Origin of the sequence: Rhodoblastus acidophilus (assembly GCF_900187365.1) — a bacterium.
GTDB classification, from domain to species: domain Bacteria; phylum Pseudomonadota; class Alphaproteobacteria; order Rhizobiales; family Beijerinckiaceae; genus Rhodoblastus; species Rhodoblastus acidophilus.
Map to the genome: position 1 here is coordinate 280,883 of NZ_FYDG01000003.1, position 16,311 is coordinate 297,193.

Here is a 16,311-nt window from a genome sequence, read left to right on the forward strand (position 1 = left end):
TTGATAATGCCTCGCAAGCTGCCGCCCTATGTCGAACTCTGGCACGACCGGCACGGAAAGCGGCGTTCCTCAAACTCGAGGATCAATCCGCGAATAAGCCATCCCAAACCTCTCCATAAGAGTTTGGGGAAACTCAGAAAAAGGCAGGAAAAAACAGCATGTTAAAAACACGCTTGGCGCTCCCTAGGGGACTCGAACCCCTGTTTTCGCCGTGAGAGGGCGACGTCCTAGACCGCTAGACGAAGGGAGCGGATGACCTCTCTATAACGAGATAAATTTCGGTCCGCAAGACGCCCGCGCACGCATTTCTTGCTGTTTTTTGACCCTGACGCTTCCGCCTGTTATCGACCGCCCATGATTTTCCAGCCCACCGACAAGGCGAAAAGAATTCTCGTCGCCGACCGCGAATTCCTGGCGCGCGGCCTGAAGCCGACGCTGTTCGGCGACGCTTTCCATAATTCGATGCGGGCCTCCTGGCCCGCGTTTTTCGCGGGATTCGCGGTCTATTTCCTCGCGATGAACCTGATATTCGCCACCCTGTTCCAGCTGGGCGGCGATTGCATCGCCAATGCGCGGCCGGGCTCCTTCACCGACAAATTTTTCTTTTCCGTCGAGACGCTCGCCACGGTGGGCTATGGCGACATGCACCCGGCGGATGTTTACGCCCATCTCATCGTCACGGTCGAAATCTTCACCGGCCTGTCGACGCTGGCCGTGTTCACCGGCCTGATCTTCGCCCGATTCGCGCGGCCGCGCGCCCGGGTGATCTTCGCCGACGCGCTGGCGCTCGGCCCGCATGACGGCCGCGCCATGCTGATGGCCCGCCTCGCCAACGCCCGCCACAGCGCGGTGACGGAAGCCGAGGCGGAACTCTGGTTCATCCATGCCGAAGACACGCAGGAGGGGCGGCGCTACGTCCGGTTCCACCCGCTGAAGCTGACGCAGGAGCGCAACCCCATCTTCGCCCTGTCCTGGACCCTGTTTCACCCGATCGACGCCGAAAGCCCGCTGCAGGGCCTTTCTTCCGAGGATCTCGCGGCGATGGAGGCGCGCTTCCTGCTGGTGTTCAACGGTCACGACGAAGCTTCGGGCCAGCGGCTGATCGTGCGCCGGGCCTATATGGCCGCCGACCTGCGATTCGGCCATGTGTTCTCGGACATCGTCACTCCGGCGCAGCAGGAGGGCGACCCGCCGGAGGTCGATTACCGCAAGATCCATCTGACGGAGGCGGCGGCCCCCTGAAGCGGCGTCAATGCAGGATGCGCTGCAAAAAGGCCTTGGTCCGCTCGTGCCGGGGCGCGCCGAAAAACGCCTCGGGCGGAGCGATTTCCAGAATCTGCCCTTGGTCGAGAAACACAACGCGGTCGGCGACCTGCTTGGCGAATCCCATTTCATGGGTCACCGCCAGCATGGTCATGCCCTCGCGGGCCAGCTCCACCATGCAGTCCAGCACTTCCTGCACCATTTCCGGGTCGAGCGCGGAGGTCGGCTCGTCGAACAGCATGATCTTCGGCTTCATGCACAGGGCGCGGGCGATGGCGACGCGCTGCTGCTGGCCGCCCGAAAGCTGGCCCGGATGCTTGTCCGCCTGCTCGACGATTCGCACCCGTTCGAGATAGCGCAGCGCGAGGTCGCGCGCCTCCGGCTTGGGCGTCTTGCGCACATGGATCGGCGCCAGCATGCAATTTTCCAGCACGGACAGGTGCGGGAACAGGTTGAACTGCTGGAACACCATGCCGACCTCGCGCCGCACGCCCTCGATGGACTTCACGTCATCGGTCAATTCCACGCCGTCCACGACGATGGTTCCCGCCTGATGCCGCTCCAGCCGGTTGAGACAGCGGATCAGCGTGGACTTGCCAGATCCCGAGGGGCCGCACAGCACCAGCTTTTCGCCGGGCGCGACCTCAAGATGGATGTCGCGCAGGACATGCGTGGCGCCATACCATTTGTTCACGCCCACCATGCGAATCGCTTTTTCGGATTGCGTCATGCCGAACTCCCGTCTGCGCTCCAGCCTATTGCAAATCGAAGACCGCCGCCATCGGCGGGCGCCATGACCGACGTCATCGAAATCGCCTGCGGCGACGCCCGCGCCCGCATCGCCCTGCGCGGCGCCGAGCTGAAAAGCTGGCGCGTCGGCGACGACGATCTGTTGTGGCCGGGCGATCCCGCCTCTTGGCCGGACTCTTCGCCGCTGCTGTTCCCGGTGGTGGGTTGGACCCGCGATGGGATCCGGGTGGACGGGCGGCGCTACCCTTTGGGCCTGCACGGCTTTGCGCGCGCCGCGGATTTTGACGTCGTCGCCGTCGCCGCGGACAGGGCGAGACTCGCGCTGCGCGCCAGCGCGGAGAGTTTTTCGCTGTTTCCCTTCAAGTTTTGCTTAACCATAGATTATGGCATATCGGCCAATGGCTTGGAGATCATAGCTGAAGTTCAGAACGAGGATGAGCGTCCGATGCCTTACGCATTCGGCCTGCATCCCGGCTTCCGCTGGCCGCTGCCCGGCGCCTCCGGTCGGCATGAGATTGTGTTCGACGCCAATGAGGTCGCCGAGGTCCCGGTGATCGCGCCGGGCGGCCTGTTTTCCGCCGAGACGCGCGCCGTTCCGCTCCAGGGCCGACGCCTCGCGCTGGAGCCGGATCTGTTCAGCGAGGCGCTGTGCTTTCTCGACGCCCGCAGCCGCGCGCTGGACTTTCGCGCCGACGATAAAGTGTTGCGCATGGAGGTTGAGAATTTGCCACATTTCGCCCTGTGGACGCTGCCCGGGGCGAAATTTCTCTGCCTGGAAGCCTGGACCGGCCATGGCGACCCCGTCGGTTTTGAAGGCGACCTGTTCCAGAAGCCCGCGATGCGCGTGCTCGCGCCGGGCGAAAAGACGCGCCAGGCCGCGACATTTTGTTGGCGCGCCGGCTGATTCCCGATAGGAAACGCCATGGTCACCTTTTCCGCCGGGCGCAACGTCGTCCTGTTCCTGCTGATGCGGGGGCTCGGCGCCTTCACCGCGCAAATGCTCGATGTCGCCATCGGCTGGCACGTTTACGCCCGCACGGGCAGCGCGCTCAGTCTCGGCCTTGTCGGTCTGGCGCAATTCCTGCCGCTGGTGGTTCTGCTGCGCTGGAGCGGCCCCGCCGCCGACCGCTATGACCGCCGCAAGATCTCGGCCCTCGCCGCCCTCGGCCAGGGCGCGGCTTCGCTGGCGATCTTCCTGCTGGCTGTGTCCGACGCGCCCGTCGTGTGGATTTACCCGGCCTTGTTCGCGCTCGGCGCGTCGCGGGCCTTTTCCGGGCCGGCCAATTCCTCATTGCTGCCGCAGATCGTGGATCGCGCCCATTTCTCCCGCGCGGTGGCGCTTTCGACCACCATGTTCCAGGCGGCCACCATCGCCGGGCCGGCGCTCGGCGGCCTGCTTTACGCTTGGGGCGCCGAAAAAATCTTCCTGGCCTGCGCGCTGCTCGCGGCCGCCGCCGCGCCGCTGGCCCTGCGCATAGCCCTGCCCAACGCGCCCGAGCCGACCGATGCGTCCGAGGAGAAAAACGCGCTCGACGGGCTGCGTTACATCTGGTCGAACAAGGTGCTGCTCGGCTCGATCTCGCTCGACCTGTTCGCCGTGCTGTTCGGCGGGGTCACGGCGCTGCTGCCGATCTATTGCCGCGACATTCTCCATGTCGGCCCGGAGGGCTTGGGTTTTCTGCGCGCGGCGCCGGCGGCGGGGGCGATCGGGGTCAGCCTACTGCTGTCGGTGTTTCCGTTGCGCCGCAAGGTCGGCGTCAAAATGTTCGCCGCCGTCGCCGCCTATGGCTTGGCGACCGTCGTCTTCGCGCTGTCGCGCGATGTCTGGCTGTCCGCGGCCGCGATGGCCTCGCTGGGCGCTTTCGACGTGGTGAGCATGGTGGTGCGCCAGACCCTGTCGCAGATCGCCACGCCCGACGACATGCGCGGCCGGGTGTCGGCGGTGAATTTCCTGTTCATCGGCGCCTCCAATCAGCTCGGCGAATTCGAATCCGGGCTGGCGGCGGCGTTGCTCGGCCCGGTCGGCGCGGCTTTGTTCGGCGGGGTCGCCGCCATTGTCGTGGTCGGCGTCTGGGCGGCGCTGTTCCCGCAATTGCGCAAGGCCGACACCTTTCATCCCACTTGACATTTGCGCAGGGTCTTGGCCGAAAACCGGCCATCCCTTGTCGGGACCATGTGCTGAGGAGAAGTCATGAGCGAGATCATCAAACCCTCCGGAAAAAAAGCCCTGCTCATCGACGGCAAGGCGGCCTCGGCGGCCGTGCTGGCGCGCGTCGCGGCGGAAACGGCCAATCTTGCGCACAAACCCGGCCTCGCCGTGGTTCTGGTGGGCGAGGACCCGGCCAGCCAGGTCTATGTCAAATCCAAGGGCAAGGCGGCCAAGGAGTGCGGCTTCCATTCGGTGCAGCACGACCTGCCGGCGACCACGACGCAGGCGCAGTTGATTGCGCTGGTCGAAAGCCTCAACGCCGATCCGGCCATTCACGGCATTCTCGTGCAATTGCCGCTGCCCAAGGGCATTGATTCCAGCAAGGTTCTGGAAACCATCGCGCCGGAAAAGGATGTGGACGGCTTCCATCCCGTCAATGTCGGCCTGCTCTCGGCGGGTTTGACGGAGCGCGCGCTGGTTCCCTGCACGCCAGCCGGCGCCATGCTGCTGATCCAGCAAGCCGCCAAGGCGTTGGGCCGCGACATTTCCGGCGCCGAGGCGGTGATCGTCGGCCGCTCCAACATTGTCGGCAAGCCGATGGCGCAATTGCTGCTGGCGCAGAACGCCACGGTCACGGTCGCGCATTCGCGCACCAAAGATCTGCCCGCCGTGGCGCGGCGCGCCGACATTCTGGTGGCGGCGGTCGGCCGTCCCGAAATGATTCGCGGCGACTGGATCAAGCCGGGCGCGCTGGTGATCGACGTCGGCATCAACCGCGTTCCCGGCGAGGGTTTGAACGCCCAGGGCCAGCCGAAGACGCGGCTGGTCGGCGACGTCGCCTTGCAGGAAGCGCTCGACGTGGCCGGCGCCATCACCCCGGTTCCCGGCGGCGTCGGCCCGATGACCATCGCGCTGCTGATGTCCAACACGCTGCAGGCGGCCAAGCGGGCCGCGCTTTAAACGCGGGCGCGCGCCCTCTCCCGGCAAGCCGGGAGAGGGGCGGCTTTCAAACTTTTGCCGGCAGAAACGCCAGCAATTCCCCCAACACCTCCTGCTTGTGGCTGGCGAGCACGCCATGCGGCGCGCCGTCCAGCTCCACCAGCCGGGCGTTGGGCAGGGCCTTGGCCAGCGCGCGCCCCGTCGCGTCGATGGGAACGGTCTGGTCGCCGGAGCCGTGGATCACCAGGGTGGGGACGGTGATCGCCTTGAGATCCGGACGAAAATCGGTGTGGCCGAACGCATCGACGCAATCGAGTGTGGCTTTCAGTCCGGCCTGCATGGCCATGGTCCACGACCAGTGCAGCACCCCGTCGGACACGGGCGAGGTGATGACGCCGACGCCATAGAAATCCTCGAAAAACCCGCTGAAGAATTCGGCCCGGTCGGCGCGAATCTCGTCCTTGATGTCCTCCAGAACCTCGGCGGGCGCGCCGTCCGGATTGTCCGGCGTTTGCAGCAGCAGCGGCGTCACCGCCGAGATGAACACGGCGCGGCTCGCCTTGCTCGCGCCATGGCGCGACAGATAGCGGGCGATCTCGCCGCCGCCCATGGAAAAGCCGACCAGCGCGACCTCTTTGAGATCCAGCGCGTCGATCACGCTGGCGAGGTCGTCGGCGAACACGTCGTAAGTGTAGCCGTCCGGGGTCTGCTCCGAGCGCCCGAAGCCGCGCCGGTCGTAGGAGACGGCGCGAAACCCGGCCTCCGCGAGGACGAGCGCATGGTCGTCGAAACTGTCGGCGTTGAGCGGCCAGCCGTGGATGAGAACCACCGCCGGCCCCTTGCCGACGGTTTTGTAGAAAATCTGCGCGCCGTCCTTGGCTGAAATGAATGGCATCAAGCTGACTCCCGTCGGATCACCGGAAGAATCAGCCTCATGCCAAAAGGTTCCCGCCCCGGCGGGGCGAAATCCGGCGCGCCTCAGTCGGCGATCTGCTGATACGTCACCTTGCCGTCGGCGCCCTTGCGCCATTCGTAGATCGTGTAGTCGGCGCGGGTGACGTCGCCCTTGGCGTCGAACGACAATTCGCCCACCACGCTCGAATATGGCCCGGCCTCACGCAACGCCTTGGCGACGGCGGTCGGATCGGTGGACTTGGCCTTCTCGATCGCCTGCTTCAGCACCTGCATCGTGGCGTAGGCGTAAAGCGTATAGGTTTCGGGATTGTAGCCCTTGGCCTCGAACGTCTTGACCACGGCGGCGGCTTCCGGGCGCTTGCGCGGGTCCGGCGGGAAGGTCATCAGCGCGCCCTCGACGCCCGGCCCCGCGATGGAGGCGAATTCCTGGCTGGCGATGCCGTCGCCGCCCATCAGAATGGCTTTGACCCCCTGGTCGCGCATCTGCCGCACCAGCAGACCGCCCTCGGTGAAATAGCCGCCGAAGAACACAATGTCCGCATCCACCGACTTGATCTTGGAGACCATGGCGGTGAAATCCTTCTCGCCCTTGTTCAGGCCCTCGTACATCACCTCCTTGATCCCGGCGGCGGCGAGCGCCTTGCGCGCCTCGTCGGCCAGCCCCTTGCCATAGGTGGACTTGTCGTGGACGATGGCGATCTTCTTGTCGCGGGCGTGCGCCACCAGATATTTGGCGGCGACCATCCCCTGCTGGTCGTCGCGGCCGCAGGTGCGGAACAGCAGCGGCATGGCGCGCTCGGTGATCTGCGGATTGGTCGAGCCGGGCGAAATTTCCAGCACGCCGGCCTCGTTATAGACTTCGGAGGCGGGCATGGTGACCGCCGAATTGAAATGCCCGACCACGAAGGTCACGCCCTCGCCGACGAATTTGTTGGCGACGGCGCGGCCTTGCTTGGAATCGCCGGCGTCGTCGCCAATCGACAGCACGATCTTCTGACCCAGCGCGCCGCCGGCCGCATTGATGTCGGCGGCCGCTTGTTCCGCGCCGTTCCTGATCTGCGCGCCGAAGGCGGCGTCCGACCCGGTGATGGGGCTGCCGACGCCCACCACGATCTGCGCGCCGGCGGGGCCGGCGAGCACCGCCAGCAGGCCGGCGACGGCGAAAACCTTGTTCTTCATGCGGGACCTCCGGCAGGACATTCAGGTGATTTTGACGCCTGTCCGGAGAATTGTCGATAGCTCGGCGTCAGCGATGGGCGCCGGCGAAGCCGCCGCCGCCATGGAAGCCTCCGCCGCCGCCGTGGAATCCGCCATGACCGCCGTGAAAACCGCCGCCGCCGAAGCCGCCGCCATGGAATCCGCCGTGATGGAAGCCGCCGCCGCCCACGCCGGCGAATCCGCCGCCACGAAAGCCGCCGTGATGGCCGCCATGCCATCCGCCGTAGCGCTGGCCGCCCCAGCCGCCGTAATGCCGGTGGCCATAATAGCCGCCGCCGTAATAGGGGCCGCCGCCGTAATAGCCGTTGTCGTAATAGCCGCAGCGGCCATAGAGGCAGGGATTGCTCAACACGCCGCCGACCACCGCGCCGAACAGCGCCGCGCCGGGATCATAGCCGTAGCGATGGTGGCGCCAATGCCGGTAATGCGGCCGATAATGATGCCGGTAATGCGGCCGGTAATGATGCCTGTAATAGGGCCGGTAATGATGTCGGTAGTGGTGACGGTAGTCGATCGTCTGCGTCAACCCGCCGGCGTCGCCCCGCAAGACGGCGGGCGCGATGGGCGCGGCTTCGGCGGGGGAAAGGGGAATCAGCGGCAAAGCGGCCGCCATCAGCATTGTGACAATGCGCATGACGTGTCTCCTGCAATGATGTCGTCGCCCAAACAAGCGCGAGAGCGCGGCAAAGTTCCCGCCGCGCCCGCAAAATCGTGAACTTGGCCGAAAAGATCACGCCATCCAGGGAAATCGCTAGGGATATTGCCAGGGATATTGCCGCCGCATCATGGCGCGCCGCGCCAGCAGCCAGGCGACGCCCTGCGCGGCGAGGCTCCAGCCATAGGCGGCGAGCGCGGGCAGGGGCGCCAGCGACTCCTGAAACAGCGCCCAATGCAGGAAACGCATCGCCAGCGCCAGCAGCAGGCCGTAAAGCGGCAGCAGCCAGAGCGGGCGCCAGGCGCGGGCCACCGCCCGTCCCGAGGCGAAACTGGCGAGCCCGCCGAGAACCAGCGTCACGCCGATGAAAACCCTGAGGTCGCCGGTCACCAACGCCGTCAATGCGCCCCCCCTTCGAGATAGGCCGCGCGCACCTTGGGATCGCGCAGCAGATCGGCGCCCTTGCCGGACATGGTTACGGCGCCATTGACCAGCACATAGGCGCGATGCGCCAGTTTCAGCGCGTGGTGGGCGTCCTGCTCGACCAGAAACACCGACAGCCCTTCTTCCTCGTTCAGCCGTTTCACCGTCTCGAAAATCTGCTTGCACACCAGTGGCGCGAGGCCGAGCGAAGGCTCGTCGAGCAACAGCAGCTTGGGATTGCTCATCAGCGCGCGGGCGATGGCCAGCATTTGCTGCTCGCCGCCGGACAGGGTGCCGCCGCGCTGCTTCAGCCGCTCTTTCAGCCGCGGGAAAATGCCGAAAACCTTGTCGAGATTGGCCTCGAACCCGGCGAAACCGGCGACCGCCGCCCCCATCTGCAAATTCTCATAGACGGTCATGCGCGAAAAGATGCGCCGCCCCTCCGGCGATTGCGCGATCGACAGCCGCGCGATCTCATGGGTCGGCATATCCGTGATGTCCTGTCCGTCGAACAGGATTCTGCCGTCGCGCGCGCGGGGATTGCCGAAGATCGACATCATCAGCGTGGACTTGCCCGCGCCATTGGAGCCGATCAGCGCGACCACCTCGCCCTTGCCGACTTCGAGATCGACGCCGCGCAACGCCTGCACCGAGCCATAAAAGGCGGTCAGCCCGGAAATGGACAACAGGGCGGTCATGTCGGCGCGTTCCCGGCCAGCACCGCTTCGACCGCCGGCTCGTCCGGGTCCTCGACGCCGAGATAGGCGGCGATCACCGCCGGGTCTTCGCGCACCTCGCGCGGCGCGCCGTCGGCGATCTTCTGGCCGTAGTCCAGCACCACCACATGATCTGAAATGCGCATCACCACGGACATGTCGTGCTCGATCAGCAGAATCGAGGTTTCGCCCTCGTCGCGGATCGCGCGCAGCAATTCGGCCAGCCCATGCGATTCCGCCGCGTTCAAACCCGCCGCCGGTTCGTCGAGGCAGAGCAGGGTGGGCCGCAGGCACATGGCGCGGGCGATTTCCAGCCGGCGCTGGTCGCCATAAGGCAGACTGCCGGCGGGATCGTTGGCGCGGTGACGCAGGCCGATGCGCTCCAGCCAGGCCGTCGCCTGGTCCACCGCCGCCTGTTCCGCCCGCCGCCATGCCGGCAGGCCCAGCAGCCCCGCGATGGAAAAGAACGCGGCGCGCGACAACTCGCGGCCCTGGGCGATCATCAGATTCTCCAGCGCGCTCATGCCCGGAAACAGCCGGATGTTCTGGAATGTGCGGGCGAGCCGAGCCTGACGCGCGATCTCATGATCGGCCATGCGCTCCAGCAGGAAAATCTCGCCGTCGTGCTTGCGGGCGGAGCGGGTGAGCTTTTCGATCCGGGCGTCGTCGAGCCGCCCGCTGGAAAAGGCGATGCGGCCGCTGGTCGGCTTGTAGAAGCCGGTCAGGCAGTTGAACAAGGTGGTCTTGCCGGCGCCGTTGGGGCCGATCAGCGCGGTGACGTCGCCGCGCCCCGCCGAAAACGACACGTCATTGACGGCGGTCAGCCCGCCGAAGCGCATGGTGAGATGGTCAACACGCAGGATGGGATCGTCGATCCAGCGCGCGCTCATGACGCGGTCTCCGCCGCGATCTTGCCCGCCGGCAGCTTGATGGTCGGCTCCCGCGTGGAGACGAGGCCGCGCGGCCGGAGATTCATCATCGCCACCATGGCGAGGCCGACCAGCAACATGCGGTATTGCGCGGGGTCGAAGCCCTCGCCGAACACGCTTTTCAAGAATGTGATCTCGCGCAAGGCTTCGGACGCGCCGACCAGGAACACGGCGGCCACGGCCACGCCCAGCTGAGAGCCGCCGCCGCCGAGCACGACAATGGCCAGGATCAGCGCGCTTTCGGAAAAGGTGAAGGCCGAGGGCGACACGAATCCCTGCCGCAGCGCGAACAGGCAGCCGGCGACGCCCGCGAAAAAGGCGCCCAGCGCGAAGGCGGTCAGCTTGATGTTGGCGGTGTCGAGCCCGAGCGCCCGGCAGGCGATCTCGTCCTCGCGCAAAGCCTCCCAGGCGCGGCCGAGCGGCAGCCGGCGCAACCGCAGCGACACGAGATTCGCCGCCAGCGCCAGGATCAGCACGAGATAATACAGAAAAATCAGCTTATGCACGCCGGCGAAGGGCAGGCCGGCATGCGCCGCGAAGCCGCGCGGCCCCGGAATGAACGGCAGGCCGAAAAAGTTGAGGCCGGGAAAGCCGAACAGGCCGGCCTCGCCATGGGTGACCACATCCCAGTTGGTCAGCACGATGCGCACGATTTCGGCGAAGGCCAGCGTGACGATCGCCAGATAGTCGCCGCGCAGCCGAAGGATCGGAAAGCCGATGCAGAATCCCCAAAACGCCGCGAGCAGGCCGCACACCGGCAGCAAGGCCCAGAACCCCAGGCCGGTGGCGGGGGCGAGCAGGGCATAGGCGTAGGCGCCCACCGCATAGAAGGCGGCGTAGCCGAGATCGAGCAGGCCGGCGAGGCCCACCGTAATGTTCAGCCCCCAGCCGAGCAGCACATAGATCAGAATCTGCACGCCATAGGTGTCCACCCATTTCAGCGCCGCCTGCGGCCCGAGCAGCCCGACCACCGCCAGCGGATAGACCACCAGCGCGATCAGCGCCGCTGGCCCGAGCCAGCGCGGCGACCGCCAGAGTCTCTCCCGGATGGGCGCTTTGGCCGCGCCGCCGCGCCAGAACGCCAGCGCGAAGCGCAGCGCAAAAGCGGCGAGGCAGAATTGGAAAAACAGCGGCCAGCGCCCCAGCAGCGCCAGCGCATTGTTGAAATCGGGTTCGGCCCGGTAGGCGATGATGGGAAAGCCGAGGCCCGCCACGATCAGAGTGGCGAGCGCGGCCTCGCGCAAGGCGCTCGATATTTTCTCCAGGCGCGCCACGTCAGACCTTTTCGACATCGGGGCGGCCCATCAGGCCGGAGGGCATGAAGATCAAGGTGACCGCCAGCACGGAAAAGGCGGCGACGTCCTTGTAGTCGCTGGAGAAATATTGCCCCCACAGGGTCTCGATCAGGCCAATCAGCAACCCGCCCAGCACGGCGCCGGGCAGCGAGCCGATCCCGCCCAGCACGGCGGCGGTGAACGCCTTGACGCCCGGCACGAAGCCGTCGGTGGATTTCACCACCCCATATTGCAGCAGGTAGAGCGAGCCGGCGACCGCCGCCAGCGCGGCTCCGATCACGAAAGTGAGCGCCACCGTGCGGTTGACATCCACCCCCAGCAGCGCCGCCATTTTGGCGTCCTGCTCGCAGGCGCGCTGCGCCCGCCCCAGCGGCGTCTTCTGCACCACGAACCAGAAGGCGGCGAGCAGCACGCCGGTCACGGCGACGATCAGAATCTGCCGGTAAGACAAAGTGACGTCATAGGCGCCGCCCGAGGTGAGCGTGATCACCTGATCCCACATCGGCGGGATGCTTTTGTTGTTCGGCCCCTGCGTGACCGTGACGAAATTGGCGAGAAAGGTGGACATGCCGATGGCCGAGATCAGCGGCGCCAGCCGGAACGAGCCGCGCAGCCGCCGATAGGCGACCCGCTCGATGGCGTAATTCCACAGGGCGGTGAGCGCCATCGACGCGCCCATCGCCACGATGAAGGCGGGCGCCGCGCCCAGCCCGAGCATTTGCGTCAGCAGCAGCAGGATCAGCAGGGCGATGAAGGCGGACAGCATGAACACGTCGCCATGGGCGAAATTGACCATGCCGATGATGCCATAGACCATGGTGTAGCCGATGGCGATCAGCCCGTAGATCGAGCCGAGCGTTACGCCATTGATGAGTTGTTGCAGAAAGACTTCCATGGCCCCGCCGGATTCGCCGCGCCGGAACGCTAGCAATCGCCGGGTCCTGCGGCAATAGCGCCTGTTGGAAGGATGGACTTTGTTCCCGCGCCCCAGCGATGCTAAATGCTTGGCCGGAACATCACGGAGCCCGTATGATCGACGCTAAAGACTACCGCGACGCCATGAGCGCCATCGCCTCGCCGGTGCATATCATCGCCACCGATGGAAAAGCGGGGAAAGCGGGACTGACGGTCACGGCGCTGGCCTCGGTCACCGACACGCCGGCGACCCTGCTGGTCTGCGTCAATCGCGCAACCCCCTCGGGACCGCGCTTTCTCGAAAACGGCCTGTTCTCGGTTAACAGCCTGGGGCCGGACGACCGCGAACTCTCCGATATTTTCGCCGGCCGCACCGATGAGCATTTCGAGAAAAAATTCGCTCATGGCCTGTGGAAGCCGGGAACGCACGGCCAGCCGGCGCTGATGACCGCGCTCGCCTGTTTCGAGTGCAAGCTGACCGACGTGAAGGACGTCGGCACGCATCATGTGTTCTTTGGCGAAGTGCTGGCGGTGGCGCGGCCGGCGCAGGGGCCGAGCCTGATCTACCATCGCCGCACCTATGGGCAGGCGGGCGCGTAGCCGGCGCGCCTTTCGGCAAGGTTTAAGCAATCGGCGGGGCTTAGGCTGTCCCAACGTGTCGGGTTTTGGCGCGAGACTCGCCAGGACGGCCGCGACGCGCCCAAACGCCGGATCGCCCCCATGAACGCGCAAGTCATCTTGAACGCGCAAGTCATCGCCTTTCCAACCGCCGCCGCTCCTGCGGCGGCGCGGATTTTCGCCTTCGACGCGCCGCCGACCGCCGAAACGCTGCTGGAGCGCTGGCGGCTCGCCGACAGCCTGTACAAGGGCGCGCTGGCCGAACAGGCGGGCCGGGCGGTCTGGGCCAATCCCCCCGCCGGATTCGACGTCCTGCGCCGCGCCCGCGATTTCTTTTGGGAACGCTGCGTCGAGCGCGTCGCCGCCCGCACCGTGTTCGAGGCGCTGCAGCGTAGCGGCGCCGACGAGGCCCGCAAGACCCGCGTGCGCGATCATTTCAGCGCGTTCTGCCATACATTGTGACAATTCCACGGCAAAACTCGTTAACCTTTCCATCTATTCACCAAATTCCTTCAATATCGAGCAAGAACCCGGCGCTTAACTCAATGCGACTCTGGAGTTCTGGTTCATGACGTTCGGCGCCTTGCCCAAACACACGCTTTACGGCTTCGAGCCCGCGAGCGACCGCCGTGGGCTGATCGCCTCTCTCGCCGAAAAGGCCGAGGCGATGACTCCCGCCAAAGTGCGCCAATTGCGCCGCGCCCTGTTCGAGGAGGACGCGTTGAACCGCGCCGAAGCCGAAGCCCTGTTCGCGCTGCATCGCGCGCAAAAGGGCCGCGCCGGCGTCGAATGGACGCGATTTTTCGTCGAGACCCTCGCCGATCATCTGGTGTGCCGCGGCAAACCGGAAAAAATCCTCGATCATGACAGCGCCCGCTGGCTGATCGCCGAAGCCGACCGCGACCTCTCGCCCGCCATTTACGCGCTGCTGGCCCATGTGCTGGCGGAAGCCGACAGCGTTCCCGCCTGGTTCGTCGAAGCCGTGCGCGAGCGGGGCGAGGCCGACCCGGTGCGGGCGGCGCTCGCCTGCGCCTGACGCCGATCAGGCCCGGCGATTCGCCGGGCGACGGCCGTACCGCGCCAGATCAGGGCAGCCGGCGCGCCGAAGCCCCGAAAACCAGCCAGAACGTCCCGAAAAATTCGGCGGCGAGCTTGCGCGACATGGCGTCCTCTGAACGTCGTCGAAGCTGAAATCGGGCCGTCGCCGGTGTTTCGCTGCGGTTTTGCGCGGTTTCGGCGGGGACGTACGTCATAAGACTAACCTTATTGCTATGACGGCCAAGCTCGCCAAAGCTGGACGCGCGGTCCGGCTTCTCCTAAAAGGCCCCAATCCCAATGTCGCTTAGAGCGGTAACCCCTTCGTCCGCACCGGGGCAAGAATGTTCAAGAAAATCCTGATCGCCAACCGTGGCGAAATCGCCTGCCGGGTCATCAAGACCGCCCGCTCCATGGGTATCCAGACCGTCGCCGTCTATTCCGACGCGGACAAGGACGCCCTCCATGTCGAAATGGCGACCGAGGCCGTGTATATCGGCGCGCCGGCCGCCGCCGAATCCTATCTGGTCATCGACAAGATCATCGACGCCTGCAAGCAGACCGGCGCCGAGGCCGTCCATCCCGGCTATGGCTTCCTGTCCGAGCGCGCGGCCTTCGCCGAGGCGCTCAAGGCCAACGGCATCACCTTCATCGGCCCGAACGTCGGCGCGATCGAGGCGATGGGCGACAAGATCGAATCCAAGAAATTCGCCAACGCCGCCAAGGTCAGCACCGTCCCCGGCTTCCTCGGCGTGATCGAAACGCCGGAAGAGGCGGTCAAGATCGCCGACGGCATCGGCTATCCGGTCATCCTCAAGGCTTCCGCCGGCGGCGGCGGCAAGGGCATGCGCATCGCCCATAGCCGCGAGGAAGTCGCCGAAGGTTTCGCGCGGGCCAAATCCGAAGCCAAGAGCAGCTTTGGCGACGACCGCGTGTTCGTGGAAAAATTCATCGTCAACCCGCGCCACATCGAAATTCAGGTGCTGGGCGACAAGCACGGCAACGTCATCTATCTCGGCGAGCGCGAATGCTCGATTCAGCGCCGCAATCAGAAGGTGATCGAGGAGGCCCCGTCGCCGCTGCTCGACGAGGCCACCCGCAAGAAAATGGGCGAGCAGGCCGTCGCGCTGGCCAAGGCCGTGAACTACGATTCCGCCGGCACGGTGGAATTCGTCGCGGGGCAGGACAAGTCGTTCTATTTCCTCGAAATGAACACCCGCTTGCAGGTCGAGCATCCCGTCACCGAGCTGATCACCGGCATCGACCTGGTCGAGCAGATGATCCGCGTCGCCGCCGGCGAGCCGCTGGAGCTCAAGCAGGAAGACGTCAAGCTCAACGGCTGGGCGATCGAATCGCGCATTTACGCGGAAGACCCGACCCGCAACTTCCTGCCCTCGACCGGCCGTCTGGTGAAATATCGTCCGCCGGCGGAGGGCCGCTCGCACGGCGTGACCGTGCGCAACGACACCGGCGTCCATGAGGGCGGCGAGATCTCGATCTACTACGATCCGATGATCGCCAAACTGGTGACGCACGCCGGCGACCGCCTCGTCGCCATCGACGCGCAGGCGCGCGCCCTCGACGCCTTTGTCATCGACGGCATCCGCCACAACATTCCGTTCCTGTCCTCGCTGATGCAGCATGAGCGCTGGCGCTCGGGCAATCTGTCCACCGGCTTCATCGCCGAGGAATATCCCAACGGCTTCTCGCCGCTGACGGCGGAGGGCGAAGTCGCCCATCGCATGGCGGCGGTGGCGGCCTTCGTGGATAATATGTACAACCAGCGCAAGCGGCACATTTCCGGCCAGATGCAGCAGCAAAAGCCGGTCAAGTTCCATGACGAGCGCACGGTGGCGCTCGCCAAGACGCAATATGAGATCGAGCTGGACGAGGCCGAGGGCGCGCTGCTGGTGCGCTTCGTCGAGGGCGGCCACGCCCACCGGCTGGAGTCGGAGTGGATTCCCGGCCAGCCCGTGTGGAACGGCCTGATCGACGGCGAAGCCCATTCGATGCAGATCCGCGACATCCTCAACGGCTTCCTGATCTCCCACGCCGGCGTCACGGTGGAGGCCCGCACCTTCACCCGCCGCGAGGCCCAGATCTACAATCTGATGCCGGAGAAGAAGCCCGCCGACACGTCCAAGAGCCTGCTGTGCCCGATGCCGGGCCTGGTCAAGGCGCTCTATGTCGAGATCGGCCAGGAGCTGAAGGCCGGCGATCCCCTCGCCATGGTCGAGGCGATGAAGATGGAGAACGTGCTGCGCGCCGAGCGCGACGTCACCGTCCGCTCGCTGAAATGCAAGGAAGGCGATTCGCTCGCGGTTGACGCCGTGATCATGGAATTCGTCTGAGACCCCGGCGTTCGCGCAGGATTTGGGAGGCGTCCGGAAACGGGCGCCTCTTTTATTTTGCGCGCCGCAACGGCGGGCCGGGGCCGCATCGCTCGCTGGCCTTTTCCCCTGCGTCGGCGCAAACTGTTGCGGTCACGCCG

The 16,311-nt window shown here is 65.8% G+C and carries 17 protein-coding genes and 1 tRNA gene; 8 read left to right on the top strand and 10 right to left on the bottom strand.

The annotated features are described in order from the left end of the window. Positions 1-174 precede the first annotated feature (174 nt). A tRNA-Glu gene (locus tag CFB24_RS09675) sits at positions 175-250 on the bottom strand. Between the two features lie 104 nt (positions 251-354). Here CFB24_RS09675 and CFB24_RS09680 point away from each other — a divergent pair. Further along, positions 355-1,242: an ion channel gene (locus CFB24_RS09680; protein WP_088520392.1), complete on the top strand. Its 888-nt coding sequence runs from the start codon at positions 355-357 to the stop codon at positions 1,240-1,242. Positions 1,243-1,249: 7 nt separating this feature from the next. On the opposite strand, the gene CFB24_RS09685 is transcribed toward CFB24_RS09680, so the two are convergent. Continuing rightward, complete coding sequence (locus CFB24_RS09685; protein WP_088520393.1) at positions 1,250-1,993, bottom strand: amino acid ABC transporter ATP-binding protein; 744 nt, start codon at positions 1,991-1,993, stop codon at positions 1,250-1,252. Between the two features lie 63 nt (positions 1,994-2,056). On the opposite strand from CFB24_RS09685, the gene CFB24_RS09690 reads away from it, so the two are divergent. From CFB24_RS09690 to CFB24_RS09700, 3 genes are all read left to right on the top strand, one after another. Further along, the gene (locus CFB24_RS09690; RefSeq protein ID WP_088520394.1) at positions 2,057-2,917 is read left to right on the top strand and encodes an aldose epimerase family protein; all 861 of its coding nucleotides are present in this window, start codon (positions 2,057-2,059) and stop codon (positions 2,915-2,917) included. Positions 2,918-2,935: 18 nt separating this feature from the next. Continuing rightward, complete coding sequence (locus tag CFB24_RS09695; protein WP_088520395.1) at positions 2,936-4,138, top strand: MFS transporter; 1,203 nt, start codon at positions 2,936-2,938, stop codon at positions 4,136-4,138. 66 nt (positions 4,139-4,204) lie between these two features. Beyond that, entirely contained in the window at positions 4,205-5,122 is a 918-nt protein-coding gene (locus CFB24_RS09700) for a bifunctional 5,10-methylenetetrahydrofolate dehydrogenase/5,10-methenyltetrahydrofolate cyclohydrolase (RefSeq protein ID WP_088520396.1), read from the top strand. A gap of 46 nt (positions 5,123-5,168) precedes the next feature. Here CFB24_RS09700 and CFB24_RS09705 read toward each other — a convergent pair whose 3' ends face one another. From CFB24_RS09705 to CFB24_RS09740, 8 genes are all read right to left on the bottom strand, one after another. Continuing rightward, positions 5,169-5,996 (bottom strand): alpha/beta fold hydrolase, encoded by an 828-nt coding sequence (locus tag CFB24_RS09705; protein WP_088520397.1) that lies wholly within the window; start codon positions 5,994-5,996, stop codon positions 5,169-5,171. 83 nt (positions 5,997-6,079) lie between these two features. Beyond that, positions 6,080-7,195: a branched-chain amino acid ABC transporter substrate-binding protein gene (locus tag CFB24_RS09710; protein WP_088520398.1), complete on the bottom strand. Its 1,116-nt coding sequence runs from the start codon at positions 7,193-7,195 to the stop codon at positions 6,080-6,082. A 67-nt stretch (positions 7,196-7,262) separates the two neighbouring features. Continuing rightward, positions 7,263-7,868, bottom strand: a complete 606-nt coding sequence (locus CFB24_RS09715) for a hypothetical protein (RefSeq protein WP_088520399.1) — start codon at positions 7,866-7,868, stop codon at positions 7,263-7,265. 117 nt (positions 7,869-7,985) lie between these two features. Then, positions 7,986-8,291, bottom strand: a complete 306-nt coding sequence (locus tag CFB24_RS09720) for a DUF6867 family protein (RefSeq protein ID WP_111390698.1) — start codon at positions 8,289-8,291, stop codon at positions 7,986-7,988. Continuing rightward, entirely contained in the window at positions 8,288-9,010 is a 723-nt protein-coding gene (locus tag CFB24_RS09725) for an ABC transporter ATP-binding protein (protein WP_088520401.1), read from the bottom strand. Before CFB24_RS09725 ends, CFB24_RS09720 begins: the two co-directional genes overlap by 4 nt. Beyond that, positions 9,007-9,918 carry an ABC transporter ATP-binding protein gene (locus CFB24_RS09730; protein ID WP_088520402.1) on the bottom strand — a complete coding sequence of 304 codons (912 nt, stop codon included), beginning with the start codon at positions 9,916-9,918 and terminating at the stop codon, positions 9,007-9,009. The genes CFB24_RS09725 and CFB24_RS09730 overlap by 4 nt, the downstream gene beginning before the upstream one ends. Further along, on the bottom strand, positions 9,915-11,249 hold the full coding sequence (livM, locus tag CFB24_RS09735; RefSeq protein WP_088520403.1) for a high-affinity branched-chain amino acid ABC transporter permease LivM: 1,335 nt from the start codon (positions 11,247-11,249) through the stop codon (positions 9,915-9,917). Before livM ends, CFB24_RS09730 begins: the two co-directional genes overlap by 4 nt. Next, on the bottom strand, positions 11,233-12,147 hold the full coding sequence (locus CFB24_RS09740) for a branched-chain amino acid ABC transporter permease (protein WP_088520404.1): 915 nt from the start codon (positions 12,145-12,147) through the stop codon (positions 11,233-11,235). Before CFB24_RS09740 ends, livM begins: the two co-directional genes overlap by 17 nt. Positions 12,148-12,281: 134 nt before the next feature. On the opposite strand from CFB24_RS09740, the gene CFB24_RS09745 reads away from it, so the two are divergent. The 4 genes from CFB24_RS09745 to CFB24_RS09760 all read left to right on the top strand — a co-directional run bounded on the left by CFB24_RS09745 (position 12,282) and on the right by CFB24_RS09760 (position 16,171). Beyond that, positions 12,282-12,767, top strand: coding sequence for a flavin reductase family protein (locus tag CFB24_RS09745; RefSeq protein ID WP_158255189.1), 486 nt, complete (start codon positions 12,282-12,284; stop codon positions 12,765-12,767). Between the two features lie 120 nt (positions 12,768-12,887). Beyond that, positions 12,888-13,247, top strand: a complete 360-nt coding sequence (locus CFB24_RS09750) for a hypothetical protein (protein ID WP_088520406.1) — start codon at positions 12,888-12,890, stop codon at positions 13,245-13,247. Between the two features lie 106 nt (positions 13,248-13,353). Beyond that, on the top strand, positions 13,354-13,821 hold the full coding sequence (locus tag CFB24_RS09755) for a hypothetical protein (RefSeq protein ID WP_088520407.1): 468 nt from the start codon (positions 13,354-13,356) through the stop codon (positions 13,819-13,821). Positions 13,822-14,164: 343 nt separating this feature from the next. After that, positions 14,165-16,171, top strand: a complete 2,007-nt coding sequence (locus CFB24_RS09760; protein ID WP_088520408.1) for an acetyl-CoA carboxylase biotin carboxylase subunit — start codon at positions 14,165-14,167, stop codon at positions 16,169-16,171. The last annotated feature ends 140 nt before the right edge of the window (positions 16,172-16,311 follow it).

Coding starts and splice junctions, on each gene's coding strand:
- CFB24_RS09740 (WP_088520404.1), bottom strand. CDS start 12,147: ATGGAAGTCTTTCTGCAACAACTCATCAATGGCGTAACGCTCGGCTCG.
- CFB24_RS09750 (WP_088520406.1), top strand. CDS start 12,888: ATGAACGCGCAAGTCATCTTGAACGCGCAAGTCATCGCCTTTCCAACC.
- livM (WP_088520403.1), bottom strand. CDS start 11,249: ATGTCGAAAAGGTCTGACGTGGCGCGCCTGGAGAAAATATCGAGCGCC.
- CFB24_RS09730 (WP_088520402.1), bottom strand. CDS start 9,918: ATGAGCGCGCGCTGGATCGACGATCCCATCCTGCGTGTTGACCATCTC.
- CFB24_RS09725 (WP_088520401.1), bottom strand. CDS start 9,010: ATGACCGCCCTGTTGTCCATTTCCGGGCTGACCGCCTTTTATGGCTCG.
- CFB24_RS09710 (WP_088520398.1), bottom strand. CDS start 7,195: ATGAAGAACAAGGTTTTCGCCGTCGCCGGCCTGCTGGCGGTGCTCGCC.
- CFB24_RS09700 (WP_088520396.1), top strand. CDS start 4,205: ATGAGCGAGATCATCAAACCCTCCGGAAAAAAAGCCCTGCTCATCGAC.
- CFB24_RS09755 (WP_088520407.1), top strand. CDS start 13,354: ATGACGTTCGGCGCCTTGCCCAAACACACGCTTTACGGCTTCGAGCCC.
- CFB24_RS09760 (WP_088520408.1), top strand. CDS start 14,165: ATGTTCAAGAAAATCCTGATCGCCAACCGTGGCGAAATCGCCTGCCGG.
- CFB24_RS09745 (WP_158255189.1), top strand. CDS start 12,282: ATGATCGACGCTAAAGACTACCGCGACGCCATGAGCGCCATCGCCTCG.
- CFB24_RS09705 (WP_088520397.1), bottom strand. CDS start 5,996: ATGCCATTCATTTCAGCCAAGGACGGCGCGCAGATTTTCTACAAAACC.
- CFB24_RS09690 (WP_088520394.1), top strand. CDS start 2,057: ATGACCGACGTCATCGAAATCGCCTGCGGCGACGCCCGCGCCCGCATC.
- CFB24_RS09680 (WP_088520392.1), top strand. CDS start 355: ATGATTTTCCAGCCCACCGACAAGGCGAAAAGAATTCTCGTCGCCGAC.
- CFB24_RS09715 (WP_088520399.1), bottom strand. CDS start 7,868: ATGCGCATTGTCACAATGCTGATGGCGGCCGCTTTGCCGCTGATTCCC.
- CFB24_RS09685 (WP_088520393.1), bottom strand. CDS start 1,993: ATGACGCAATCCGAAAAAGCGATTCGCATGGTGGGCGTGAACAAATGG.
- CFB24_RS09695 (WP_088520395.1), top strand. CDS start 2,936: ATGGTCACCTTTTCCGCCGGGCGCAACGTCGTCCTGTTCCTGCTGATG.